The sequence below is a fragment of the Bacillus sp. 05T21 genome, assembly GCF_056396785.1.
In genome coordinates this window covers 1-23,984 of the sequence record NZ_JBFTMD010000026.1, presented here as the reverse complement: position 1 = coordinate 23,984, position 23,984 = coordinate 1, and the positions used below count along the sequence as shown (strand labels likewise).

Sequence of the window (23,984 nt, the reverse complement as noted above, 5' to 3'; positions counted from 1 at the left end):
AAAAAAGGTGTGGCATTGCGCCACACCTTTTCATTAAATGAAGTTCCTTGCATCATTATTTCTTCCAAACTTATAAATCGCAATTAAGAAGAACGCTATCGCAAAGGCGAATAAGATTAGAATATTTAAATACAACTCTGAAAACGGAATTCCTTGCTGCAACTTCGAAATCGTGTCCATTAGCCAGCGTTGCGGTAAAAAATCAGCTATTTTTTGTACTGTTTTCGGCATAATATCATATGGAAAATAACATCCCGCTAATAAACATGTCGGTACAATAACAACATTTTGCATCGCATTTGAAGCAGTTGAACTTTTTGAAAAAGACACAATGACTAATGATAAACCAATTGCGATTAAAGCAAATATCATGAGTACACCAATCATAACTGTGAAAGGCATATTTATATTCGTATGAAAAACATTCGTCATAAATAATACTGCAATTACAATTTGTAATGTTAATATAATCATATTCACCGCGACATTAGATAATATAAATTTCTTTCCATCTATCGGTGTCGATAATAACCTAAAATACGTTCTGTTCTCTTTTTCTTTTAATATAAATCCTGATAAGTTCATCGCTGAAAATAGCATAAACATAATAAGATAACCAATCGTTTGATTTGTCATATCCTTATTTTTCGAAGTATCTTCAAGTGTCTCTGCTTTTACTTTAAATGAACTTTTTTGATAACCAGCGTACATACTATTAAACGTACTTTGATCCGCCCCTGCCACTTTACTAATCGCAGCGATGTTATCAACATAGTTATATAAATACGATTTTATAAATCCTGTTACTTGATCGCCTTTAATCGATGAAATCTCAATATGACTCGGTTTCCCTTCTCGAACACTTTCAGAAAAACCAGACTGTAATGTAATAACACCATCAAGTTTTTTTGAAGTGAGTTTATCCTCCACTTCAGATTCCTTAATTTTACTAACATTTACATGATTGAGTCCTTCTAAAAATTTCACTGTATCATTTGCGATAGGTTGATTTTCTTTATTTATAACCCCAATATTTAACGTTCCTTGCCCTACATTCCCATATATCGAAAAGGAAATGAGCGTTCCTATTATCGGCAAGCTAATAATAATGAGTAACCCCTTTTTATTTTTCAGAAGCACAGATAACGTTTTTTGTATGAGCCATAAAATATCTTTCATACTATAGCCCCTCCCGTCTACGTAATGCAATAATCGCAATTAATAAAAAGAGTGCTGAAATTCCGAGGTTTAAAAATATTACTGGCAGTGCCGCCCCTATGTCATTTGCATAAATAATTTTCATAATGGCTGTGTTGGCCCACGTTAATGGCGATAAATTCGTAACAACATTTTCTTCCACTACGAAATACGCACCACCAAAAATAGAAGCTAATTGCACAACAACCATAATAATTGCTCTAGATGCCTCACCTGTTTTTGTAATAAATCCGATTCCTAAACCGAAGCTAATTGCTAGAAAGACTTCTGTTAGTAAAATAATAAATATGATTCCAAGATGGTCGCCCCAATTCGCTTGAAAAACAAATTTACTAAATAAAACGACGAGTAATAGACAAAGTGCATTCGCTACAAGACTACCGAGCACTTTCCCAATGAAAATTTCAGCCTTACTTATAGGTGCTGCAATTAAACGATCTCCTGTTTTACGTATTCGTTCTCCTCGAATTAAAAAACTCGCCCCCATTGCAGCGTACAGTGCAATCATCGTCGTCATTACAACCGCATAGTAATCCATAGAACCTGGTTTTTTAGCAGCTTGTAAAGATGTTTCTTTAATATAATCATTATGATTTCCGTTTGAAATAACTGCGCTAACCTTACTCGGATCTACTTTTGCAACTTCGGCCACTACGTTGTACTTATCAACAAACGTTGTAAGCATGCCTTCCACAATACTTCCCTCAATACTACTTTTGTCACTTCCGTAAAATTTTGCACCATCTTTATTTAACTCTACATAAGCAGCATATTTATTTTGCTTCACTTCTTCTTTCCCATCTATACCTTCGGAAGCCTTTTTAAAATGAATACCTGATTTATCGACTTCTTTTGTAAATGCTTCAAATGATTGAGAAAACGTGCTACTCGCTTCATCTTTATATAGCACTTGTATATCCTTAAACGATTGACTATCGCTATTAAATGCGTTACTTAACGCTGTTCCTAATACAAGCATAAGCACAATCGGAAATGCCAACATAAAAACTAAGGTTCTTACGTCCCTGAAATCTCTTTTAATATGCATAACTGCAATATTGAAGATGTTCAATCGATGAACCTCCCTTTACTTTTTCTTCATTTACCTTTTATTTATCTCGTAAGTTTCTTCCGGTCAACGTAAGGAATACAGTTTCTAAGTTCGGAGCCTGCTCCTCTAACGAACGAATTTCAATGTCATGATTAATAAAGTGTTGAATAATTTTATTTAAATTATTTAATCCTGCATCAGAATTTACTTTGATTACGTTCTCTTCAATTTGAACAGCTTTCACACCGTTTATCTCTTTTAATTTTTCAACGTCTAGATTTTCTACTGACTTCACTTCAATCCAAATGTCTTTCGTATCGGTAATAATCGCTTTTAACTGTTCTTTCGTTCCTTCTGCAATTACTTTACCGTGATCGACAATTGCTATTTTCGTACAAATCTCTTCTACTTCTTCCATGTAGTGACTCGTATAAATAATCGTACTTCCCATCTCATTTAATTTTCGGACAGACTGGAGAATGTAGTTTCTTGACTGCGGATCAATTCCAACTGTCGGTTCATCCATAATAATTAACTTCGGTCTATGAGCGATTGCACAAGCGATATTCAGTCTTCGTTTCATCCCGCCAGAAAAGTTTTTCGGATAACTTTTATGTTTATCACTAAGGCCTACAAATTGAAGTGCTTCCTCTACTCTCGCTTTTAGCTCGGCTCCTCGTAATCCATACAATCCAGCAAAGAATTTCACATTTTCATAGGCAGTTAACTCTTCATAAATCGCAATATCTTGCGGAACGATACCAATATTCATTTTCGCAAATCGATTATGTTTCTTTATATTTTTTCCTAGTATGCTAATTTCACCTTCATTACTTCTTAACAAACCAGCAATCATATTAATCGTTGTACTCTTACCAGCACCATTCGAACCTAAAAAGCCAAATATTTCTCCTTCTTTAATAGATAAAGACATATTATCTACCGCGATGAAATCACCAAATTTTTTCGTTAAATTTTTAATTTCCAATGTGTTCATCATTTCACCCCTATTTCGGTTTCTCTGCTTTTATTATAAACAAAAAGAATGAACCTGCTCAGTGCAGAAGTTCACTCTTTTCACATGAGATTATTCACTTTTTTCATATGAGATGATTCATCCTCGTCTCATCCTCTTATATCGGCAATAACATTGTTACTGAAAAACCACTTGTTCCATCTACAATAATTTTTCCGTTTACTGATGCTGTTCGCTCCTCCATCCCCATAATACCGAGGCCTTTCTTAACAAGAGCTGCACCTTTACCATTATCCTTCACTTGTACTTTCACCATCTTGTTCAGTACATGAATATCTATTGAAATGACTGTCGCATCAGCATATTTCATCGCGTTTGTTAGTGCCTCCATAACATTTTCACCAATAATCTTCCACTGAATTGGTGAAATCATATCTAAGTTCCCTTTATATACGAATGGAATATTTATATCATGCTTACCAGCAAATTCCTCTATGAATAATTTCATACGATGAATACCAATTTGCTCAGTTGGTGGCTTCATATTTTTTAATGTAATCCGAATGCTTTCAATTCCATCTTTTGAAATATGAATGGCATTTTGTAATAATTCCGCAGATTTTTCTTTATCTATTTCCATTAATCTCTTTGCTGCTTCCATTTGAATTAGTGCACCTGTCATTGAGTGACCAATTTTATCATGAATTTCTTGAGATAGTCGATTTCTTTCCTCTAATTTAAATGTGTATTCAGATTGCCTTATGTAATCTTTATTTTCATTTAAGCTTTTCGTAAGTCTTTGTATGTCTTTTCTCATTTTATCATTTTGCATTTCTAGTTTTAATAATCGTGCTATATAGCGATGAGCTATCGTTAAGGAAAAAAAACAAAATGCACTAATAAGTCCATACGTCATTTGAATACCTTCACCTATAAAAATAATAGGAAGAATCATAATGAAAAAGATTAACCATTTCTTTTTTATGTAATAATTTGCAATTTCATATAAGTTCAAAGGTAAAAATAAAATAAAAAACGGATGAACCTTCCATGTAAATAACATAACTACGCCAATTGACACACAAGTTAATATGTTTTTGTACGTATCTTTTTTAAATATAGAGATCAACACATTGACAGAAAGATATAAAAGCAAAGTAAATATAATCCACGGTAAGTTCGTAACATTTAAATGAATGTAGCTAAACACTATATATAAAAAGACAATAAGTTTACTTACAGTTAACCAAAATTCCATAACATTAATCTACTTTCCCTGTTAAGTAATAAATCGCAATTTGTGTGCGATGTTCTAGTCCAGTTTTCCCTAAAACTGATGTAATATAATTTGCAATCGTTCCTTCAGATATGAAAAGTTGCTTCGAAATTTCTTTATTTGAGAAACCTTTCGCAATTAATGCGATAATACTAAGCTCTCTTTCTGTGAAAAGGCTCTTATCAATTTTAGATTCTTCCTCTTTACTTTCCATTAAATTAGACTTAATTTTATCAAGCACTACATCTTGCATAACAGTTTGACCGTTATAAACTCCTTTTATCGCATCACGAATACGCTCCGGATCATTATTTTTTAATAAATAACCTTTCGCTCCGTTTTTTACTGCGTCCAAAATATATTCATCATCATCAAATGTCGTTAAAATGAGAGGCTTCGTTTTTGTCTCTTCACAAATTAACTTCGTCGCCTCTACCCCGTTCATGTTTGGCATACGAACATCTAAAAGCGCAATATCAACTTCATATTTTTTACAATACGCTACAGCTTCTTTTCCATCATTTACGGTATCTAATACTTCAAACTCTTCATATGTATTTAAAATAATTTTCATGCCTTCTCTTATAAAAGAATTATCATCGGCTATTAATATTTTAATTTTCATGTTTGTTAGTATGGACCTTATCCTACTAACATTCACATCCTTTCTCCATGTAGCATTTCCTCTTTGCTCATTATATACTTCTCTTTACCATTTTTTCACACCTTTTTCATATAGCCCTCCTGCTAAAAATATATTATTCTTTTTTTATAACATGTGTAGGGTGACTTATCATTTCTTACGTCTATATAATAGAATGCGTCAAAAAGGAGGGAGAGACCGATTGAGGAAAAACAATTAGTTGCAAAAGCACAGCAAGGAAGCGAACATGCTTTTCGTATCCTTGTACAAACATATCGTCATTATATTTTTCAAGTTATCTTTTCCATTTTAAGACATGAAGAAGATGCTAAAGATGTTACACAAGAAGTATTCGTAAAAATTCACGCCTCTCTCCCAAATTATCAATTTCGCGGATTAAAAACGTGGATGGCACGTATTGCCACCAATCACGCTATTGATTATAAGAGAAAAAAAGCTAGAGAAAACGAAGAACTCTCCTTATGTAAAGAAACTGCGGAAAATATAAAATCCTCTCATAATATCGAGGCATTATTATTGACGAAAGAGCAAAAATTACTCATTGCTCAAAAACTGCGAGAACTTCCCGACAATTACCGTGACGTCGTTCTCGCACATTACTTAGAAGAAAAAAGTTATCAAGAAATTGCTTTGCAAGAAAATATTGAAGTGAAAACAGTCGAAATGAAACTGTATCGGGCAAGAAAATGGATTAAAAAACATTGGAAGGAGGAAGAGTTTCTATGATGCATTATTCAAAAGAAGATTGGCGTAATTATACATTAGATGTTATATCAAACAATGAACGTGAATCTATGGAAGAACATCTTTATGAATGTGATCATTGTTTAGCACTTTATATGGAAAGTATTGATGAACAACACGAAAACCTTCCAATGATAAATGATGATTCATTTACGAACGAAGTTATGACGCAAATTAATTTTGAAACGTTACAGCCTAATGAAAATATAAAAACAAACTCACTAAAGCGCACAATTATTCACTACATAATTGCGACTGCGGCTACAATTATTTTTATGGTAAGTGGTTTATTCCAGTATATTTTCACAGCGACATCAAATTTCGAGAAATCTTCAAAACATAACGAGTCTTCTATCTCACAACAAATTGTAAACAAATCGGTAGACACATCAAAAAAGGACGGAGGTTCAAAGCATGAATAAAAATCCCTTTTTAGCACTTGTGTTAGGGCTAATTCCTGGGCTTGGACATTTATATTTAAAGAAATTCGGACGATTTATTTTATATAGCGGCGGGGCTTTATTTCTATTTATCTTTGCAGCATTTTGTACAATAGCATTAGGAGCGCGTGATATTGCTTTTCTTTCTCTATTTTTACTAGTCGTGTTATGGGCGATCAATTTATTAGATTTAGTTATCACTATTATTAATCAATCGAAAAAACAAGCAGCCGGAGAATTTACAGAGTCCTCTAAAGAAAGCGAACGATTTTATATCATTCTTCTATCAATCATTCCTGGGCTTGGTCATTTTCAATTAGGACTTATGCAACGCGGACTTACATTTTTAGTAGCTTGTACAGGAATAGGAAGTATGATTATATTCGTTGCACTCTTAACATCTCAAGAAAGTTTTCTTATCTTCCTTATTACGCTACCTGTTTTATGGATTTATAACTTCTTTGATGTTGTTCAACAACTACAGAAAAAAGAACGCGGCGAGCAACTAGATGACCGTACTATTTTCGAAGAGTTTGAAGAGCACCGAGAACAAGGAAAGAAAAATAAAACATTCGCTTCCATTTTAGCAATGTTTCCTGGAGCAGGACATATGTATTTAGGCTTACAGCGCCGTGGTCTTCAGCTTATGGCAGCCTTTTTACTATCTATTTATTTGCTCGACTTATTAAGACTTTCTGCGTTTTTATTTTTAGTACCAATCATTTGGTTCTATAGCTTTTTTGATGCGTTACAGCAAACTGCAAAATACGGAAAAGAACGTGTAAATGACGAACCTATCATTGACTATTTTATAAATCATCAAAGATGGATCGGTATTGGGTTAATTACACTCGGTGGTTATTATTTATTAGATCAAACAGTCCTTCCTATTTTGAATGACTATTTTGCAACTATATTTAATATTCATCTTAGCGAACTATATTATCGCTATTTCCAAACATCTATCGTTGCTCTCCTTTTAATTGGTGGCGGCTTTAAATTGTTACTTGGAAATAAAGAAAACAAAGGTGGTACAAACGAATGAGAACATGGCGCGTTGGAACATTCTCAATGGGGCTCTCCATTATTACATTAGGTTGCTTTTTACTATTTTCAGTCGTAAAAGGAGTTCAAGCATTAGATACATTAACAGCCTGGTGGCCTGTTTTACTTATCATACTTGGCGCTGAAATTTTACTATACCTTCTATTTTCTAAGAAGGAACATTCATTTATTAAATATGATATTTTTAGTATTTTCTTTATCGGAGTTTTAGGAAGTGTTGGAATTGCTTTTTACTGCTTATTATCAACTGGATTGCTAGAAGAAGTTCGTCATTCTATTAACACAACTAGACAAACGAGTAATATTCCAGACGGACAACTTGATATACCTGAATCTATCAAAAAAATCGTAGTGGATGCGGGGCATCACCCTCTAACGATAGAGAGTGATAATACAAATCAAATTCATCTTTTTGGAACATATGAAATGACGACAAAAACAAATGAAAAACCTAATTTAAAAAGAGATGATTTCCTTTCAGTTCAAACGGCTGGAGAAACGATGTATATAACGTTAAAACCATTACCGGTTCAGCATACGTTATTTAACTCAACACCACAGGTGAAACAAACACTCGTTCTTCCCCAAAATAAAAATGTAGAGATCCGCGCTTCAAATAACGAACTATCTCTTTATCCAGGTCAATTACAAAATAATTGGTTTGTACAAAACAGTTCAAACGTATCTGTTCATTTAGCTAAAGAAAGTGATGTTTCTTTAACAGCCGTAACAAATCAAAAAGAAACTCACGGAAACACACCTTGGGAACAAGTAGAAGATTTAGCGAAAAAAGAAAATAATTCTTCAGAAGAAAATCCAGAATTAAATGGGCAAGAACATTGGTATAAAAACTCGATAAAAACAGGAAATGGAACGTACAAATTAAATATTGAGAAAGCTTATAATTTAAATATGAGCGTTATCGAAAAATAAGAAACCTTCCACAATTGTGGAAGGTTTTTCTCATATAATCGCTTTTATTCCTTCTAAAATTAATCCAATCATAAAACCACAAACAGCCCCGTTCACACGAATCCACTGCAAATCTTTACCGACATTATTTTCAATCATTTCGATTAATGTTTTATCATCTAACTTATCAAGGTTTTCTTGCACAAGCTTTCCAATTTTCGAATGATTCTTTTCAACAATAGTAACAACTTGTTTTTGTAACCAATCTTCTATTTTTTGAACAGTCAGTTCGTCTTCTTTTATTTTATTCATTTGTGTTTGTAAGAATGGAACAACATATTTATCAGCAAATTCTTCATTCTTCACAAAGGTAACTGCCCTACTCTGTACTTGCTCTAGCATTTCTTTTATTTTGTCTGTAGCATCCCAATTTGCAATCCATTTTTCTTTCCAATTCTCTAATTCCTGTAATAAAGATTCATTTTCTTTTACATTTATAATCTCTTGACGAATTTTCGCTAATATAAGTTGTCTTGTGCTATTATCTGCATCTTGTAAGCTGTTAATATTGCTAATGATAAACTTCTGCAAAATGCCGCCGATTTTATCCTCATCAACAATATTCATAAACGATTTCAAAGTAAACTGTAGGAATCCATCTACTTTTATGTTTTCCATCGCCTTCATGCCTAAGCTTCCGAGCTGATAACGTGCTTCATCTTGAGCTGTCCAATCTTTCACTTTTACTAATATGTAATCAAGTGTTTTTTCATCATATTCTTGCACTACTAATTGATCCACGAGAACTTGTAATATGTTACTTGTGTTAATTGTATGCAAATACGTTTTTAATTCTTTTTCAATAATAACTGCTAATTTTTCCGTATCTATTTGAAGAATCGCTTTCTCAGCAATTGTTACAATTCCTTTTTTCACAGCGTCAGACTGTAACTCTTTCTCAGCAATTTGCAGTACCATTTGTGCTAGCTGCATTTCTTTTACTTTACTTGTAATACTTTCTTTCGTCAGCCATTCATTTTCTAACGTAGAAACGAGTCCCTTTGTTACCCGTTTCCGATTTTTAGGTAATAATGCTGTATGTGGAATTGGAATTCCCAACGGATGACGGAATAAAGCTGTAACCGCAAACCAATCCGCAAGTCCACCAACTAACCCAGCTTCAAATCCCCCTTGTATAATCTCCCCAGCTACCGTTCCTTGAAAAGGGATTGAAGCCGCAAAACCTACGCCCATAACCCCAAGCGAAATACCCGCTATATATTTAGTCTGTAATGACATCGTATACACATCCTCTTATTATGTAAAATAAAGCTGTTTTGTTATATTTAATCGATATGAATAATCCTTTATAACTATACTATAAAGAACTAATGTGAAAATAACAAAGATTTTTATGTACATGAAAAAATGAGGCTTTAAATCGCCTCATTCTTCCTTACTCTGCTTTCGTTAATTCCGAACCTTTTTTATAATAACCACTCATCACGTCTTCCGGAACCATACTCCCACCAGTTCCCCACACAATATGAGTACCTTTCTTCACCTTCTCTGTTAACTGTTGTTTTTGTAAATACTCATTTTCAGCTTTACATACATTCAACGGCCCTATCATACCCGCTAATGCAGAAGGCTCTAAATAAATATTTTCAGTATCAGCCAGTTCTTTTAATAATCTATATAACTCCTCATCACTTACTGTGTAATTTCCACTCAAAAATGGTTCCATCGTTTTACCGACAAATCCAGATGGTCTTCCTACTGCAAGCCCATCCGCATCAGTTACATTGTCAATCCCGATATCTTGAACGGCAATTTTATCGTGAAGCCCTGTCATTAAACCGAGTAACATACACGGAGAGTGCGTAGGCTCCGCAAAGAAACAGTGCACATTGTCTTTGTACAATAACTTTAAACCAAATGCTACTCCGCCAGGTCCGCCACCTACCCCGCACGGAAGATAAACGAATAAAGGGTGCTCTTCATCTACTACAATTTCTAACTCTTCTAATTGTTTTTGTAAACGTGACGCTGCTACTGCGTATCCTAAAAATAAATCATGTGAGTTTTCATCATCAACAAAATAACAGCTAGGATCTGCATCTGCTCGCAGTCTTCCTTCTTCTACTGCTTTACTATAATCAGCTTCATATTCAATAACGTTTACACCTTTACTTCTTAATAAATCTTTTTTCCATTGTTTTGCGTCTGCTGACATATGGACTGTCACATTGAAACCTAATTTCGCACTCATAATACCGATGCTAAGCCCTAAATTTCCAGTAGAACCTACTGCAATTGAATGCTTCGCAAAAAAACCTCTAAATCTATCACTATCTAAAATTGAATAATCATCTTTCTCTGTTAACATTCCATGCTGAAGTGCCAGTCGCTCTGCATGTTTCAGCACTTCGTATATTCCGCCTCTAGCTTTTATTGATCCTGATATCGGAAGCCCGCTATCACATTTTAATAGTAATTCCCCTAAAATAGGTTGCCCATAACTTTTCTCTAAAGATTGTTTCATAGAAGGTATTTTCACTAAAGGTGATTCTATAATACCGCCTGTTTCCTTCGTTTCAGGAAATACTTTCGCAATATATGGTGCAAAACGCTTTAATCTCTCTTCCGCGTCTTTTACATGTTCTTCATTAAGTGGCGAATTTTTTATTGCTGTTTCATACTTTTCCATATTCGGGTTTATCCAAAATACTTCTTCTGTTGCGATTAAGTTATTTACTAGTGGATATTGCTCTTTTAGTGCCTCTATCTCCTTCATTCCTCTTCCTCCTCATATCCTTGTAGATAGCCATATAATAAATTATAATTAAATTAATTTTAATATAGTTTAACATAAATAATTCATTTTAGTTAATTTCAATTTAATTTATTTAAATATAATTTAATAATTATTAAGGAGCATTTATTATGGAAAATATAGATATTGGTAAAAAGATTGAAAAACAAAGAAAAGAAAAAGGATTAACTAGTAAAGAATTAGCAAAGATGGCCGAAATCACACCATCAATGCTTAGTCAAATTGAACGTGGTTCTGCTAACCCTTCTATTCAAACATTAAAGGTACTTGCAAAAGCTCTTGATGTTCCAACATTTAGTTTTTTACTTGAAGAAAATAATACAGACGATTTAATTGTACGTTCTCATAAAAGAAAAAAAATGATTATCGATAATTTATCATATGAATTGTTATCACCTGATTTCACAGGAAATTTAGCAACAGCAATTATGACTATCCCACCAAATACTGCTTCATCAGAAAATGTTCTAGAACATAAAGGTGAAGAATTAGCAATTGTATTAGACGGAAAAATCACATTGCACTTAAATGAAGAAGAATACACATTAGAAACTGGTGATAGCGTAAAAATACCAGCTTATTTAAAACATAAATGGGTAAATCAATTCGAGAAAAATGCGATTGTTTTATTTTCTGTTACTCCGCCGATTTTTTAATTCATATGATGATACAAAAATAGCCATGCTCTCCGTGCATGGCTACTTTTATTTTTTTGGTACTAACAAAATCCCTAAACTAATAACAAAAAAACTGAGTATTTGCTGTATTGAAAGACCAAATAGAACTGAATTTTGTTCACTAATAAGTGAAATAATGATATGAGCAATTCCCTCGCAAATTAGAAAAAAGCTTATATTCTTTCCATTTCCTAATCTTTCATTTTTAATCCATAACGAGCCAATTATACCGAGTGCGAGTATAATCTCATACATGAAAATAGGATGATACAAAAATTTTGATTCATATATTTTCATCCCCCACGGCAGTGTCGTTTGTGCACCTACTTCTTGATGGAATATAAAATAAAAGATTATACTCACGCAAAATCCAAAAGGTAATGTATCAAGTAAAATCCGAAGAGAAAATTGCTCTTTTTTACTTTTCCAAACAATATATATACTCGCAATTACGCACCCTACTATAATATGCTGAATACTTCCTACAGCTAATAATGCTGGCATTGGCGCCCCAATGGCCCATACCGGATTTAAAATTGCCGGTGCGAATTTCCATACTAATACAATGATAAGAAAGCCATTCGTTACTGCATCCATCATTTTTTCATATTGAATATTTTGCTTTTTCATCCTTAGTTTCATTAGAGTAAATCCAAATAAACTTCCTATTATAAGAGAAACGGGTTGTAACCTCACCATCCACTCCATCACTATGAAATCCCCTCTTAATTCTCAATTATTTTCTTAAACTTCTCTTCTAATTGATCTGGAGGTAATACACCTCGTGCATGATCTACAATAATTCCATCTTTATTAACAAAAAATGTCGTTGGTAAAGAAAATACTTTATAATCTATTCCAGCTACTCCATCCATATCTAATAGAACAGGAAATTTAAATCCGTGACGATCTGCAAATGCGCTCGCCTCTTGTACTGGATCCCCGATTGTTGCATTTACCGCAAAGATTTCAACATCCTCCTTATATTTATCATACAAACGAACTAGATCAGGAGCCTCCATTTCACATGGACCACACCATGATGCCCAAAAATTAATAACATACGGTTTTCCCTTTGCATCATTTAACGAATAAAGCTTCCCATCTAATCCTTTTAATGTTATGTTCGGCGCTTTAAATCCCACTTGTGGTAATACTTCCTTCTCTTGTAACTCCGCTTGTTTCGCTTTTCTTTCTTTTTCTTCTTTCTTAGTATTATAAAAGTTAACTCCGGCCCAAATTAGTGCCCCAGCTAGTATAATAGCAATTAGTTTCTTCACTTTTCTTCCTCCTCATTTCTAAAATCCCGTAAATCCGCCGAATAGACGAATAAAGAACGCTGTAATTTTCGTCATTTGATTTGTATATAATAAAACCCCTGTTAAAATCATCATTCCACCGCCGATTTTCATCATGACATTGGCATAAGTAACAATCCATTTTACCTTTCCAATAAAAAATGCCATCACGAAAAACGGAACTGCAAAGCCAAGAGTATATGCCGTAATATAAAGAAGCGCACTTTCAGGATTGGTCGCCCCGAGCATAAGCACTGCAGAAAATATCGGACCAACACACGGTGTCCATCCTGCTGCATATGTCATGCCGACCAAAATTGAGCGAATATATCCTGTCGATTTACTTCTATACTGCACTTTTTTCTCTGCCACAAGCCACTTAGGCTGAAACAATCCAGTCATAAATAACCCCATCAAAACAATAAAAACCCCACCAATTTGCTGAATCAATCTTTGATTAGATGAAAAAGTAATCCCAATCCAACTCACCGATAAACCTAACGCATAAAATATAACCGAGAAACCGATCATAAAAAATACTGTATGTATAATCGCTGACTTTTGCATAATCCCACGATTTTCTTTTAAATCTTGAATAGACACACCTGTAATATATGATAAATAAGATGGATATAGCGGTAAAGAACATGGTGATATAAATGAAAGTATCCCAGCCCCTACTACTAGCCAAATTGTTAAATCCGCCGCATTCATTTTATCCCTCCTAAACACACTACAATGCGTAGTGTTAATTATTAAAAAAAGAGGCTATATGCACTCTCCGACAATAAGTACAATCGACATACAAAATAGCCCTAACGTTACATATACTGAATTTGTATGTAATGGCATATTCAGCTTAACAACTTTCTCATTCAACACTTGCTCAATTCGTAAATTAATTGCGGTTTTCGCAAACGACGCTGTAATACATTGATTTTCCATCGTCTTTATTTTAATTAACTTTAATAATGCACTACCTAGCTCAAATGAAGATTTCATTTTTTGCATCGCATATTTATCTGCTGATAGCTCTTGATATACATGATAACGCTGCAACATCCCTTTTAATATAGGAATATACATCATTCCCTCAGCTAACAATGTAAAGAAAAATAACTTTAATGGATCTCGATTTTTTTGATGATATTCCTCATGTAATACAATCGCATCAATTTCTTCCTCAGAAAATGCCTGAAACATTCCTTCTGAAATGACAATTTTCGGTCGAAATAATCCAATTGTAAATGCCGTAATCTGTAACGTTGATAATACGTACACTTGCTTTCCTTTTCTAGTAATAGACACGAGATTTCTTTTCAATCTTTTACTATAAAAAAATTGCTTCCAAATTCTTTTACTCATAATGATTACAGTAAATAACAGTAATCCGGCTATCATTATACGAAGTATTGATAGTTCCCTCATATGTTTTTGTAATTCAAATAAACAAAATTGAGAAAGGAAAAATGCTTTATTTTGAAAAAGAAATGGGTATGTAACGTAGTATACTAACATGCTTAAAAAAAGCACACTAATAGTCACTGCTAACAAAACGATTTTACGCATTTGCCACTTCATTTTATCGGTCCTCTTTTTTTAGCCGACTTAATTTCTCTTCTAATTTTTTTATTAAAGATGGATCAGCTTGTTCTAACTCATCTATCATATGGTTCACAACAAGATCTCCAAATTCACCCATTAATTCCTGTGTCATTTTCTTCGTTTGATTAGATAAAAATTCTTCCTTCGTTTGTGTAGTACGATACATACCACTTCTTTTCACAATATGCTTTTCTAAATGTGCTTTCTCTACTAATCTGTTCATAACTGTCATTACAGTATTAAAATTCACCGGGGATTCTTCACTTAATCTCTGTTGCACATCTTTAATGGTAATACCCTCAGTAGCCCAAACAATTTCCATTATTTTCGCTTCAAGCGGTCCGAAAAAGTGATTTAACCCTTGCTCATTTAACTTGTAGTTTTGAGTAAACATCGTATGGCCCCTTTCACACTACAGATTGTAGTATAAAATATATAGAAGGTCAAACATAAATGATATTAACTGATACTTAAATGAATCCTAATCTCCACTAATTAGTTATCTGTACCACGTTCGATTCATTGTAAACCTAACTTCTCTCCAAATGTATCATAGAGATAATATTCTAATATTTGCACACTAAATTTCTCATTACGCCCAAGTGCAAATAATTCCCGATCTTTAGCTACGATAGTATCTAATGGAATCACCACATTATCCACTATTTTTGTAATTTCAATTATATTACTTTCTACGTTTACTTCTGTTTTAAATTCAATATTTTCTAATACTATATGTGAACGTCTTCCTGATGCAAAAAAAGTAAAGTTAGGGTTTTTAAAAATTCCAATTTCACTCTCTAACGGATATAAATATTTATAAATTATATCTCTGTGTCCATCTTTTATTATTTTTTCATCTTTTCATCATCTAAATATTCTTTCACCTTCGCTGCGAACTCAAATCGAAAATCCACTCTTTCACGCTCCCTCTTTTTAGTCTACGCTAATAAATATATTAATATAATTTAACTATATTATAAAATAAGTTCCTATAAAAAGTAAAAAACACTTTTGTAAAACTTTTGGTATTCCCTGTACTTTTTAAATATAAATACTCTTTCAACATTCATTAGTACGTCGTTATATTCATTTAAACATATTGTTCCCATATTTTGAAACAATATTTTCCAGTATTATATATCAATAAAGTGAAACTTTAATCAATGGGGGGTGTTCATCCCCCATTGATTATTAGCCCACACCAATCGGGCGTTTACGGGCAGCCCGACTCCCACCTAACTGCTTTGCTCCAGTTGCATTTTGAGGCGGGAGTTTACTGCCCGCAAATAGCGGGATAAACTGCTTCTAATTCCTTTCTATCTACAGCTAACGATACCTCATGCTATTTCAGTATATTGTTTACTTTATTTCCCCTTATTCATTAAATCACAGAAGGAATGTAACTCCCCACTATCGAATTTTTACATAACAAATATTATTAGGTGGTGCTTTACTATGAAATTAGCTGTCATTGGTGGCGGTGATTTACAAGATCCAAATCACTTGCATATTAATGAACGACTTATAGAATTAACGAATAAACAATACCCAAAAGTATTATTCATTCCTACAGCTAGTCGTGATGATGAAGGATATATAAAGTTATTTTTAGAAACATTTGAAAAGCAATTACATTGTGAGGTTCAAATTTTACGCATTTCAACCGAAACACTTACTAAATATGAAATAGATGAGATGATTCATTCTGCCGATTTAATTTACCTTGGCGGTGGAAATTACGTTCACATGCTTGAACAATGGAAAGAACATAAACTAGATGAAAAGTTACTATTTGCTTTAAAACGTGGAACACTTATTGCAGGATATAGTGCCGGTGCTATGTGCTGGTTCACATCTAGCATTCGTTCAGATTATGAAAGTTCCGGTTATATAGAAAGTAGTGGCTGGGGTATTGTTAACAAAAGATTTTGCCCCCATTACAATCAATTAAATAGAATGAATGCCTTCCATACGTTTTTACAAACTCACCAAGGTAATATAGAAGGTATTGCATTAGAAGATAATTGCGCTTTATATATTACAGAAGGTTCATTTGAAATTATCGGTGAGCCAGATACAGCTTGGGAGTTTTATATGAATAATGGAGAACTCATTAGACAACATTTTGACATAACTTTAAAAAGTTATTTATAAGCATTCATAAAAAAATGTCCCTAAGTATAATGACTTAGGGACATTTTCATCTTTTAACTCACTAATCGTGTAATTCGTTTCTTCTGCCATGAAAGCTTATAATATGCATACTGTAATATTAAGCTGACGATGAATGCAGCTGGATACCCAATCCATATCCCTTCTATTCCAAGGCTCGTATGGTAAGAAAGATAATACGCCACAGGTACTTCAACAAGCCAAATTGATACAACACTGATTACAGTTGGCCATAGTACAGTACCACTTGCTCGCATTGTCGCACTAATAATTTGTGCATGACCGAAAATTAAGTAGCTCCATAATGTAATCATGATTAGACTATGAGCAATGTCAATTGTATTTTGACTTGTTAAAAATAGTGCTAAAATATCTCTTGAGAACAAGTAAATAAGAGATATTAATACACCACCAATGATATAATTCATAATAATTCCGGCCTTAACAACTTTCTGCAATCGATCAAATTGGTTCGCACCAATTGATTGCGCTGCAAAAATTGATACTGTAATACCGAGGCTAACCGCTGGCATTTGTACATAACTTGCAACTTGGTTCACAACGCCATACGCCGCTGTTGCATCTGACCCATAGCGATTCACAAATGCGATTACCGCAATTTCTGATAATGAAACTAATATCATATTAATACTCGCTGGAATACCAAGTCGTAATAATAACTTTAATAACTCCCAGTCCATACGAAGATATTTTCTTACTGTAACGTCTAATTGCAGTGGATGATTTTTCTTCTTTAAATACACTAGCATGACAATAAACGTAATAACTGTAGATATAACTGAAGCATAGGCTGCTCCGTAAACATCTAATTTCGGAGCTCCTAACCAGCCAAAAATAAGAATTGGTAATAAGATCATATTTAGCGCTGTACTTACGATTAAAAAGTAAAATGGCGTTTTTGAATCTCCTGTACCTCTCATAAATGTTGTATATGCAAAATATAAGAATAATACTGGCATAGATATAAATAAAATTCTTGCGTAATGCACACTTATTTCAATAATATTTTCTGGCGTTCCCATAAGACGCATAATATCCATCGCAAAAATACTACCTATTATCGCCAACACGACTCCGATAATAAAAGTAAACGTAAGCGTCGTACCAACGATAGCTTTTAAGCGCTCCTCATTTTTAGCACCAAATGCCTGACCAATTAAAATTGAACTACCAGAACCAATTCCAATTACAAATGAAACGAGTAAGAAAAATAACGGGAAAAATGCCGATATAGCTGCTAGATCATTTACGCCAAGCCATCTTCCTACTACTACCATTCCAAATAACTGTCCAACTGACTGTAATACATTACTTAAAAGTAACGGCACTAAAAACATGGACATCGATTTCCATATCGGCTTATGTTCCGTTTCTGACTTCTGTGACTCTACACCTTCTTTATTGTTATCTGTAGGTGGTTTCAAATTTCATTTCTCCTTTTACTAAAAATCTGTTTTTCAACTTCTATCTCTTTGTATAGTTGTTATAACGATGTGCTTCCATTCATTTTCTTTTCCGTATTATTATAACTTCACCCAATATTGGCTTCCATCAGCTGTTCTATCTAAAAACCCATATTCGATTAAATATCTTCTTAAAGTTACAAAATCCGGGTATACACTTTCTATGACAGTATTTACTTCTTTTTCATTGTACTTTTTATTACTATCAAACTTCGTCACTAAATGGCGTAATATAATTAATTTACGCTTTTGCTTCTTCGGAAATTTAGAAAGCGGTCCATCTAATCCTTCTGTAAAATGTGCTTTTAATACTTCCTCATTTTCTTCTTCCGTAATATTGTAGCGATCATCCACCATCGTTGCTGTTCTATGAATGGGTACAAATTTCGTTTGTACTTTTGATTTTTTTTCTGACAGTTCCATTAACGCTAAAAACACTTTCGCTTGCTTCATTTTTTCTCGAAGTGTAAATCGATGATTACGAATGGTTGATGTACTTCCGCCATCCATCTCTTTTACAATCTCTTTATCATTTAGCCCCATATGGAAAAACTGAACCATTTTCTTTTGCAAATCCGTTAAACCCGTATACTTCTTATCAAGATTTAATAAATAATCAAACATAGACGTATGTTCATTTTGCACATGCAATTGCACAAACTTCTCTGCTTCATACAAAACTTGATTATCTTGATAAATAACCCCCTTAATAAACGCTTCTCCACAAGCTAAACAAATATATTCCTCTGCTTCCGCTTCAAACACATACCCTTTCTTCAATTCCTCAACCGATGCATCCCAAAACTTCTCTGAAATATCACTCACACTAAACACTCCTTCAAAACGTTTATTCAAAAACCAAACAAATCACAATAACGTTTATTACCACTTCACCATCTTAACATAACACAAACAAACATTTCAACGTTCCGTTTACCCATTTTATAAACTTTTATAAAAAAATCTATTAAACAAATTAAAAAAGGACTTAAAGCAACGAAAAGCGAATGTGTTTAATAAATGAATTTAGGATGTGAAACAAAACATGACTATTCTGCACGACCCTTGGTTTACTGTTAAACAAATCGCTCGAAATACATATGCGATTAGTGAATATGGACATTGGGAGAAAGTACATTCCTTCTTACTTGTAGGCGATACCACCGCACTCCTTATCGATACTGAACTAGGTATCGATAAGATGAAACGTATAACAGACCAACTAACAAACTTACCAATTACAGTTGTCACAACACACGTTCATTGGGATCATATCGGTAGTCACTCACAATATGAAGAAATCTATGTACATGCTTTAGAAGAAGATTGGCTCATTAACGGCATAAAAGGACTTCCTATTACTCAAATTAGACACGACATCGCTCGTGACATTACTAAACCTACACCTAAAACATTTCAACCTGAAACATTCAATCCATTTCAAGGAACACCAACAAAATTACTACAGGATGGAGACATTATTGATATCGGAAATAGGAAAATTCAAATTATACATACTCCAGTTCACTCACCAGGATATATTTGTATATACGATTATGAAACTGCGTTTTTATTCACAGGAGATTTACTTTATGAAGGCACGATTTTTGCGTTTTATCCATCGACAAATCCTGTAGACTTAGTTCAGTCTCTAAACAAAATTACAAACTTCTCTCCTATTAAACAAATTTACGGTTCACATCATACACTTGGTCTTTCTCCTATTATATTGAAAGAAGTAAAATACGCTATTCAATATTTAAGTGATAACAACCTCGTTCAACATGGAACCAACATTCACTCATTCCAAAACTTCAGTATTCAATTTTAACTACAAAAAAGGTGTTTCCACATATAGAAACACCCTTTTTACCCTTTATATATTTTATAAACAACTTCCACTAAAACTTTACTCGCTTGTACAAATACATGTTTTCGCTTTCCATCCTCAGCGAATCTATTTGAGCAGCCATTCATAATCACCATACAACTAATTATGACTAGCACTACACTTCTATTCTTGTTAGTCACTTTATGCCACTCCACTATTAAAAACTTCATTTAAATTTATCCTATCAAAAAATTTTACACGAATAATAAACCGAAAGAATATGCAATTCTGCATATTCTTTCAGTTTATTACGATGTTGTGATTTAATTTAGTTAAATAACACGTATAACGAGGTGACTAACTTGAAGTTTAAAGCGAAAAAAAATCCATTTCACGTCATTTTTATTACATTATTTATAATTATTTTTTTCATTTCGCTATTCTTCCAAAACGAAAATTCTATTTTTTTCACTCTTATGATGCTGTTAAATATCGTGAATCTCTCTTCATTCTATTTCTCTCACTACAACATAACGGAATCTTCTCTTATTGTAAAACACGGTTTCATATTACGTACTGAAATTCCATTTGAAGATATTCGTCACATTAAATACTCTGGCAAAACACTCCGTTCAGAAAAATGGACTAGGCAGCAATTAGAAATTGATTATAATTTATTTGACTCTGTGACAACTTTCGTACCACAAGAAGAAGAAAAATTCATTTCACTCTTAAAAGAGAACTGCCCACATATGAAAGTAATGAATACGTCTTCTAACAAATAATATCTTTTGGAGCTTGCAGTAGTACAAGTGGCGGAAACATAAAATAAATATCAAAAAAAGCCAAGATTCTAAACTAAGAACCTTGGCTTTTTCTATTACTCTTTCGGAGCAATCATTTTTTTCGGATCTACAATTTCATCAAATTGCTCTTCTGTTAATAGGCCCGATTGCAATGCCGCTTCTTTTAAAGTTAACCCCTCTTTATGAGCATGCTTCGCAATTTTCGCTGCATTTTCATATCCTATATGCGGGTTTAATGCAGTAACAAGCATTAATGAACGATTCACATTCTCTTTAATTACTTCTTCATCCGCTTCAATGCCAACTGCACAATTATCATTAAATGAAACAATTGCATCTGCTAATAAGTGAGCGGATTGTAAGAAGTTATATGCAATAACTGGTTTAAATACGTTTAGCTCAAAATTACCTTGGCTCGCAGCAAATCCGATTGTTGCGTCATTTCCCATCACTTGCGCTACAACCATCGTTAACGCTTCACTTTGCGTTGGATTTACTTTACCTGGCATAATAGAGCTTCCTGGCTCATTTGCCGGAATAATAATTTCTCCTAGACCACTACGTGGACCACTTGCCAGCCAGCGTACATCGTTAGCGATCTTCATTAAATCAGCTGCTAATGCCTTTAATGCACCATGCGTATATACAACTTCATCATGGCTCGTTAATGCGTGGAACTTATTTGGTGCAGAAATAAATTGCTTACCTGTAAATTGGCTAATTTCCTCTGACACCATCTCACCAAATTTAGGATGAGCATTAATACCTGTTCCAACTGCAGTACCACCAATTGCAAGCTCTTTCATATATGTATTGCTCTCTGCAATCATACGCTCTGTTTTTTCAAGCATACGGTGCCATCCGCTAATTTCTTGTCCTAATGTTAACGGTGTTGCATCTTGTAAGTGTGTACGACCAATTTTTATAATATGTTCAAATGCAGTTACTTTTTCTGCTAAAGTTTCTTTTAATTTCGTAATTGCCGGTAATACGTGATTTTCTACTGCAATTACACATGCTACATGAAGCGCTGTTGGAAATGTATCATTTGAACTTTGAGACATGTTCACGTCATCATTCGGATGAATATGTACGTCAGATCCCTTATCTTTCAAAATTTGATTCCCTCGATTTGCAATTACTTCATTCACATTCATGTTTGACTGTGTACCGCTACCCGTTTGCCATACAACAAGCGGAAAATGTTCATTCCATTTCCCTGCAATTACTTCGTCAGCTGCTGCCACAATTGTTTCTGCTTTTTCTTCTGATAACTTTCCTAATTTTTGATTGCTAAGCGCTGCACTCTTCTTTAAAATGGCAAATGCTTTTACAATTTCAAGCGGCATTTGCTCTGTTCCAATCGGGAAGTTTTCTTTACTACGTTGTGTTTGTGCTGCCCATAATTTATCAGCTGGAACTTTTATTTCTCCTAATGTATCTCTTTCAATTCTGTACTCCATTTTTTCATCCCCTTGAAAAAATATACCTACATCTCTTATATTAACAGACTTTCAATCAAATGATAAGAATTCTCACTCACATATACTAATATTCAATATTTTTTTCATAAATTCCTCTTGACCTAAACTTAGGTTTAGGCTGTATCCTTTCCATTGTAACCTACTATAACGACACTGGAGGAATTCAAAATGAAAAAATATGCTTTCATAACAGGTGCGAATAAAGGGATCGGATATGAATTGGTTCGTCAATTAGCAGAAAAAGACTATCACGTATTTTTAGGTGCTCGTAATAAACAACTTGGACAACAAGCCGTAGAATCTTTAAATGTTTCAAACGTTTCCTATATTCAAGTAGACATTTCTAGTACTCAATCCATTCAAGAAGCAATCAAAAAAATCCATGAAACGACTGACCACTTAGATTTATTAATCAATAATGCAGGCATAGCACTCGACTTCCATACGCTACCTAGTGAATTAAATATTGAAACTTTACGCCAAGGATTTGAAGTTAACTTTTTTGGAACATTCCAAATGGTGCAAGCCTTTTTACCATTATTAAAGAAATCAAGCAACAGTAAAATTATAAATGTAACAACTGACATGGCCTCACTAACAATGTTTGCTAGCGGTGAAACACACCCAATTAATACATTAGGATACAATTCTTCAAAAACAGCTATTAATGCTTTAACATTAGCATTTAGCAAAGAATTTGGTACTAACGGTCCAGCAATTTTCGGAGTAACCCCTGGTTTTACAACTACTGACCTAAATGGAAATTCCCCAGGTGGCCATACGACCAATGAAAGTGCTAAAATTATTATTAAATATGCATTAAGTGAAACAAACTATAATGGTAAAATACTAAATAAAGACGGCGTTATACCTTGGTAATAAAGGGATGAATGATATGTATTATACAATTGGGCAAGTCGCCAAAATGCACCACTTAACTATTTCTCAAATACGTTATTACGATAAACAAGGACTGTTCCCTTTTCTTAAAAGAAATGAAAAAGGAGATCGCGTTTTTGATGAAGAAGCACTGAAATATTTAGAGATGATTTTATGTTTAAAAAACACCAGTATGCCAATTCAAAAAACAAAAAAATTTATCGACTGGTCTATGGTGGGGGAATCTACCATCCTTCAACGGTTGGAATTAATGAAACAACAGGAGACCAATGTCTTACAGCTCATTCAAGACACTGAAAAAAACTTAAAAAAGATACAACAAAAAATTGCTAAATATGAGGACGAAATAACTTCTTCAACTCCTATTATAAAATAAAAAATCACCTTCTACATATGAACTGTACCCTATAAAATGGACAGTTTAATAAAAAAGCCCTGAAAAATCAAGCACTTAAAAGGTGGTTCCGATATTCGATCGGAGCCATCTTTTTTAATGTCCACTGATAACGATTATAATTATACTCCTCCATATAATCCTTTAA

27 protein-coding genes and 1 pseudogene are annotated in these 23,984 nt (G+C 33.6%); 10 read left to right on the top strand and 18 right to left on the bottom strand.

The annotated features are described in order from the left end of the window. Window positions 1-33: 33 nt before the first annotated feature. From AC1DKZ_RS27120 to AC1DKZ_RS27100, 5 genes are all read right to left on the bottom strand, one after another. Complete coding sequence (locus AC1DKZ_RS27120) at window positions 34-1,179, bottom strand: ABC transporter permease (protein WP_113938075.1); 1,146 nt, start codon at window positions 1,177-1,179, stop codon at window positions 34-36. Window position 1,180: 1 nt separating this feature from the next. After that, window positions 1,181-2,290, bottom strand: coding sequence for an ABC transporter permease (locus AC1DKZ_RS27115; protein ID WP_427280511.1), 1,110 nt, complete (start codon window positions 2,288-2,290; stop codon window positions 1,181-1,183). Between the two features lie 37 nt (window positions 2,291-2,327). Further along, complete coding sequence (locus AC1DKZ_RS27110) at window positions 2,328-3,266, bottom strand: ABC transporter ATP-binding protein (RefSeq protein ID WP_002148977.1); 939 nt, start codon at window positions 3,264-3,266, stop codon at window positions 2,328-2,330. Window positions 3,267-3,402: 136 nt separating this feature from the next. Continuing rightward, window positions 3,403-4,503 (bottom strand): sensor histidine kinase, encoded by a 1,101-nt coding sequence (locus AC1DKZ_RS27105; protein ID WP_219301955.1) that lies wholly within the window; start codon window positions 4,501-4,503, stop codon window positions 3,403-3,405. 4 nt (window positions 4,504-4,507) lie between these two features. Beyond that, window positions 4,508-5,146, bottom strand: a complete 639-nt coding sequence (locus AC1DKZ_RS27100; protein WP_002012250.1) for a response regulator transcription factor — start codon at window positions 5,144-5,146, stop codon at window positions 4,508-4,510. A 219-nt stretch (window positions 5,147-5,365) separates the two neighbouring features. On the opposite strand from AC1DKZ_RS27100, the gene AC1DKZ_RS27095 reads away from it, so the two are divergent. From AC1DKZ_RS27095 to exsE, 4 genes are read left to right on the top strand one after another with little or no spacing between them, the layout of a single operon-like run. Then, window positions 5,366-5,911, top strand: coding sequence for an RNA polymerase sigma factor (locus tag AC1DKZ_RS27095; protein ID WP_307897080.1), 546 nt, complete (start codon window positions 5,366-5,368; stop codon window positions 5,909-5,911). Then, complete coding sequence (locus tag AC1DKZ_RS27090; RefSeq protein ID WP_002126705.1) at window positions 5,908-6,351, top strand: hypothetical protein; 444 nt, start codon at window positions 5,908-5,910, stop codon at window positions 6,349-6,351. The genes AC1DKZ_RS27095 and AC1DKZ_RS27090 overlap by 4 nt, the downstream gene beginning before the upstream one ends. Then, window positions 6,344-7,414, top strand: coding sequence for a hypothetical protein (locus tag AC1DKZ_RS27085; protein WP_016119984.1), 1,071 nt, complete (start codon window positions 6,344-6,346; stop codon window positions 7,412-7,414). The genes AC1DKZ_RS27090 and AC1DKZ_RS27085 overlap by 8 nt, the downstream gene beginning before the upstream one ends. Then, window positions 7,411-8,367, top strand: a complete 957-nt coding sequence (gene exsE, locus AC1DKZ_RS27080) for an exosporium protein ExsE (protein WP_476997438.1) — start codon at window positions 7,411-7,413, stop codon at window positions 8,365-8,367. The genes AC1DKZ_RS27085 and exsE overlap by 4 nt, the downstream gene beginning before the upstream one ends. Window positions 8,368-8,397: 30 nt before the next feature. Here the strand turns inward: exsE and AC1DKZ_RS27075 are convergent, their stop codons facing one another. Both AC1DKZ_RS27075 and AC1DKZ_RS27070 read right to left on the bottom strand, forming a co-directional pair. Beyond that, window positions 8,398-9,645, bottom strand: a complete 1,248-nt coding sequence (locus AC1DKZ_RS27075) for a DUF445 domain-containing protein (RefSeq protein WP_219301952.1) — start codon at window positions 9,643-9,645, stop codon at window positions 8,398-8,400. A 157-nt stretch (window positions 9,646-9,802) separates the two neighbouring features. Beyond that, window positions 9,803-11,143, bottom strand: a complete 1,341-nt coding sequence (locus tag AC1DKZ_RS27070; RefSeq protein WP_476997437.1) for a D-serine ammonia-lyase — start codon at window positions 11,141-11,143, stop codon at window positions 9,803-9,805. 149 nt (window positions 11,144-11,292) lie between these two features. Between AC1DKZ_RS27070 and AC1DKZ_RS27065 the strand changes: the two genes are divergently transcribed. Next, window positions 11,293-11,838 carry a helix-turn-helix domain-containing protein gene (locus AC1DKZ_RS27065; RefSeq protein ID WP_476997436.1) on the top strand — a complete coding sequence of 182 codons (546 nt, stop codon included), beginning with the start codon at window positions 11,293-11,295 and terminating at the stop codon, window positions 11,836-11,838. 48 nt (window positions 11,839-11,886) lie between these two features. On the opposite strand, the gene AC1DKZ_RS27060 is transcribed toward AC1DKZ_RS27065, so the two are convergent. The 6 genes and pseudogenes from AC1DKZ_RS27060 to AC1DKZ_RS27035 all read right to left on the bottom strand — a co-directional run bounded on the left by AC1DKZ_RS27060 (window position 11,887) and on the right by AC1DKZ_RS27035 (window position 15,679). Beyond that, a complete protein-coding gene (locus AC1DKZ_RS27060) occupies window positions 11,887-12,570 on the bottom strand; it encodes a prolipoprotein diacylglyceryl transferase family protein (RefSeq protein ID WP_002086390.1) in 684 nt (227 codons plus the stop codon). Between the two features lie 14 nt (window positions 12,571-12,584). Further along, entirely contained in the window at window positions 12,585-13,139 is a 555-nt protein-coding gene (locus tag AC1DKZ_RS27055) for a TlpA family protein disulfide reductase (RefSeq protein ID WP_002031090.1), read from the bottom strand. 18 nt (window positions 13,140-13,157) lie between these two features. Further along, window positions 13,158-13,871: a cytochrome c-type biogenesis protein CcdA gene (gene ccdA / locus AC1DKZ_RS27050; protein ID WP_476997435.1), complete on the bottom strand. Its 714-nt coding sequence runs from the start codon at window positions 13,869-13,871 to the stop codon at window positions 13,158-13,160. 54 nt (window positions 13,872-13,925) lie between these two features. Next, window positions 13,926-14,738 (bottom strand): M56 family metallopeptidase, encoded by an 813-nt coding sequence (locus AC1DKZ_RS27045; RefSeq protein WP_002012264.1) that lies wholly within the window; start codon window positions 14,736-14,738, stop codon window positions 13,926-13,928. 1 nt (window position 14,739) lies between these two features. Next, on the bottom strand, window positions 14,740-15,156 hold the full coding sequence (locus tag AC1DKZ_RS27040) for a BlaI/MecI/CopY family transcriptional regulator (RefSeq protein ID WP_002031086.1): 417 nt from the start codon (window positions 15,154-15,156) through the stop codon (window positions 14,740-14,742). A 125-nt stretch (window positions 15,157-15,281) separates the two neighbouring features. Beyond that, window positions 15,282-15,679, bottom strand: a pseudogene (locus AC1DKZ_RS27035) (DUF3942 family protein). Between the two features lie 541 nt (window positions 15,680-16,220). Between AC1DKZ_RS27035 and AC1DKZ_RS27030 the strand changes: the two are divergent. Then, window positions 16,221-16,919: a Type 1 glutamine amidotransferase-like domain-containing protein gene (locus AC1DKZ_RS27030; protein WP_476997434.1), complete on the top strand. Its 699-nt coding sequence runs from the start codon at window positions 16,221-16,223 to the stop codon at window positions 16,917-16,919. 53 nt (window positions 16,920-16,972) lie between these two features. Here the strand turns inward: AC1DKZ_RS27030 and AC1DKZ_RS27025 are convergent, their stop codons facing one another. Both AC1DKZ_RS27025 and AC1DKZ_RS27020 read right to left on the bottom strand, forming a co-directional pair. Further along, on the bottom strand, window positions 16,973-18,382 hold the full coding sequence (locus tag AC1DKZ_RS27025) for an MATE family efflux transporter (protein WP_242309221.1): 1,410 nt from the start codon (window positions 18,380-18,382) through the stop codon (window positions 16,973-16,975). Window positions 18,383-18,481: 99 nt separating this feature from the next. Then, the gene (locus AC1DKZ_RS27020; RefSeq protein ID WP_002141210.1) at window positions 18,482-19,246 is read right to left on the bottom strand and encodes a DUF2087 domain-containing protein; all 765 of its coding nucleotides are present in this window, start codon (window positions 19,244-19,246) and stop codon (window positions 18,482-18,484) included. Window positions 19,247-19,466: 220 nt separating this feature from the next. On the opposite strand from AC1DKZ_RS27020, the gene AC1DKZ_RS27015 reads away from it, so the two are divergent. Beyond that, window positions 19,467-20,252 (top strand): MBL fold metallo-hydrolase, encoded by a 786-nt coding sequence (locus AC1DKZ_RS27015; protein ID WP_476997433.1) that lies wholly within the window; start codon window positions 19,467-19,469, stop codon window positions 20,250-20,252. A 38-nt stretch (window positions 20,253-20,290) separates the two neighbouring features. On the opposite strand, the gene AC1DKZ_RS27010 is transcribed toward AC1DKZ_RS27015, so the two are convergent. After that, window positions 20,291-20,482, bottom strand: a complete 192-nt coding sequence (locus tag AC1DKZ_RS27010) for a hypothetical protein (RefSeq protein ID WP_476997432.1) — start codon at window positions 20,480-20,482, stop codon at window positions 20,291-20,293. 132 nt (window positions 20,483-20,614) lie between these two features. Between AC1DKZ_RS27010 and AC1DKZ_RS27005 the strand changes: the two genes are divergently transcribed. Further along, entirely contained in the window at window positions 20,615-21,037 is a 423-nt protein-coding gene (locus AC1DKZ_RS27005) for a PH domain-containing protein (protein ID WP_044441536.1), read from the top strand. Window positions 21,038-21,132: 95 nt separating this feature from the next. Here AC1DKZ_RS27005 and fumC read toward each other — a convergent pair whose 3' ends face one another. Then, window positions 21,133-22,521, bottom strand: coding sequence for a class II fumarate hydratase (gene fumC / locus AC1DKZ_RS27000; protein WP_113735573.1), 1,389 nt, complete (start codon window positions 22,519-22,521; stop codon window positions 21,133-21,135). A gap of 189 nt (window positions 22,522-22,710) precedes the next feature. On the opposite strand from fumC, the gene AC1DKZ_RS26995 reads away from it, so the two are divergent. Both AC1DKZ_RS26995 and AC1DKZ_RS26990 read left to right on the top strand, forming a co-directional pair. Further along, entirely contained in the window at window positions 22,711-23,421 is a 711-nt protein-coding gene (locus AC1DKZ_RS26995; protein ID WP_476997431.1) for an SDR family NAD(P)-dependent oxidoreductase, read from the top strand. 7 nt (window positions 23,422-23,428) lie between these two features. After that, entirely contained in the window at window positions 23,429-23,818 is a 390-nt protein-coding gene (locus AC1DKZ_RS26990) for a MerR family transcriptional regulator (RefSeq protein WP_080118355.1), read from the top strand. Between the two features lie 67 nt (window positions 23,819-23,885). Here AC1DKZ_RS26990 and AC1DKZ_RS26985 read toward each other — a convergent pair whose 3' ends face one another. Then, window positions 23,886-23,972: an IS3 family transposase gene (locus AC1DKZ_RS26985; RefSeq protein ID WP_078030485.1), complete on the bottom strand. Its 87-nt coding sequence runs from the start codon at window positions 23,970-23,972 to the stop codon at window positions 23,886-23,888. Between the last annotated feature and the right edge of the window lie 12 nt (window positions 23,973-23,984).

Coding starts and splice junctions, on each gene's coding strand:
- AC1DKZ_RS27040 (WP_002031086.1), bottom strand. CDS start 15,156: ATGTTTACTCAAAACTACAAGTTAAATGAGCAAGGGTTAAATCACTTT.
- AC1DKZ_RS26990 (WP_080118355.1), top strand. CDS start 23,429: ATGAATGATATGTATTATACAATTGGGCAAGTCGCCAAAATGCACCAC.
- AC1DKZ_RS27110 (WP_002148977.1), bottom strand. CDS start 3,266: ATGAACACATTGGAAATTAAAAATTTAACGAAAAAATTTGGTGATTTC.
- AC1DKZ_RS27030 (WP_476997434.1), top strand. CDS start 16,221: ATGAAATTAGCTGTCATTGGTGGCGGTGATTTACAAGATCCAAATCAC.
- AC1DKZ_RS27015 (WP_476997433.1), top strand. CDS start 19,467: ATGACTATTCTGCACGACCCTTGGTTTACTGTTAAACAAATCGCTCGA.
- AC1DKZ_RS27100 (WP_002012250.1), bottom strand. CDS start 5,146: ATGAAAATTAAAATATTAATAGCCGATGATAATTCTTTTATAAGAGAA.
- AC1DKZ_RS27105 (WP_219301955.1), bottom strand. CDS start 4,503: ATGGAATTTTGGTTAACTGTAAGTAAACTTATTGTCTTTTTATATATA.
- fumC (WP_113735573.1), bottom strand. CDS start 22,521: ATGGAGTACAGAATTGAAAGAGATACATTAGGAGAAATAAAAGTTCCA.
- AC1DKZ_RS27075 (WP_219301952.1), bottom strand. CDS start 9,645: ATGTCATTACAGACTAAATATATAGCGGGTATTTCGCTTGGGGTTATG.
- AC1DKZ_RS27085 (WP_016119984.1), top strand. CDS start 6,344: ATGAATAAAAATCCCTTTTTAGCACTTGTGTTAGGGCTAATTCCTGGG.
- AC1DKZ_RS26985 (WP_078030485.1), bottom strand. CDS start 23,972: ATGGAGGAGTATAATTATAATCGTTATCAGTGGACATTAAAAAAGATG.
- AC1DKZ_RS27010 (WP_476997432.1), bottom strand. CDS start 20,482: ATGAAGTTTTTAATAGTGGAGTGGCATAAAGTGACTAACAAGAATAGA.
- AC1DKZ_RS27090 (WP_002126705.1), top strand. CDS start 5,908: ATGATGCATTATTCAAAAGAAGATTGGCGTAATTATACATTAGATGTT.
- AC1DKZ_RS27120 (WP_113938075.1), bottom strand. CDS start 1,179: ATGAAAGATATTTTATGGCTCATACAAAAAACGTTATCTGTGCTTCTG.
- AC1DKZ_RS27045 (WP_002012264.1), bottom strand. CDS start 14,738: ATGAAGTGGCAAATGCGTAAAATCGTTTTGTTAGCAGTGACTATTAGT.
- ccdA (WP_476997435.1), bottom strand. CDS start 13,871: ATGAATGCGGCGGATTTAACAATTTGGCTAGTAGTAGGGGCTGGGATA.
- exsE (WP_476997438.1), top strand. CDS start 7,411: ATGAGAACATGGCGCGTTGGAACATTCTCAATGGGGCTCTCCATTATT.
- AC1DKZ_RS27070 (WP_476997437.1), bottom strand. CDS start 11,143: ATGAAGGAGATAGAGGCACTAAAAGAGCAATATCCACTAGTAAATAAC.
- AC1DKZ_RS26995 (WP_476997431.1), top strand. CDS start 22,711: ATGAAAAAATATGCTTTCATAACAGGTGCGAATAAAGGGATCGGATAT.
- AC1DKZ_RS27065 (WP_476997436.1), top strand. CDS start 11,293: ATGGAAAATATAGATATTGGTAAAAAGATTGAAAAACAAAGAAAAGAA.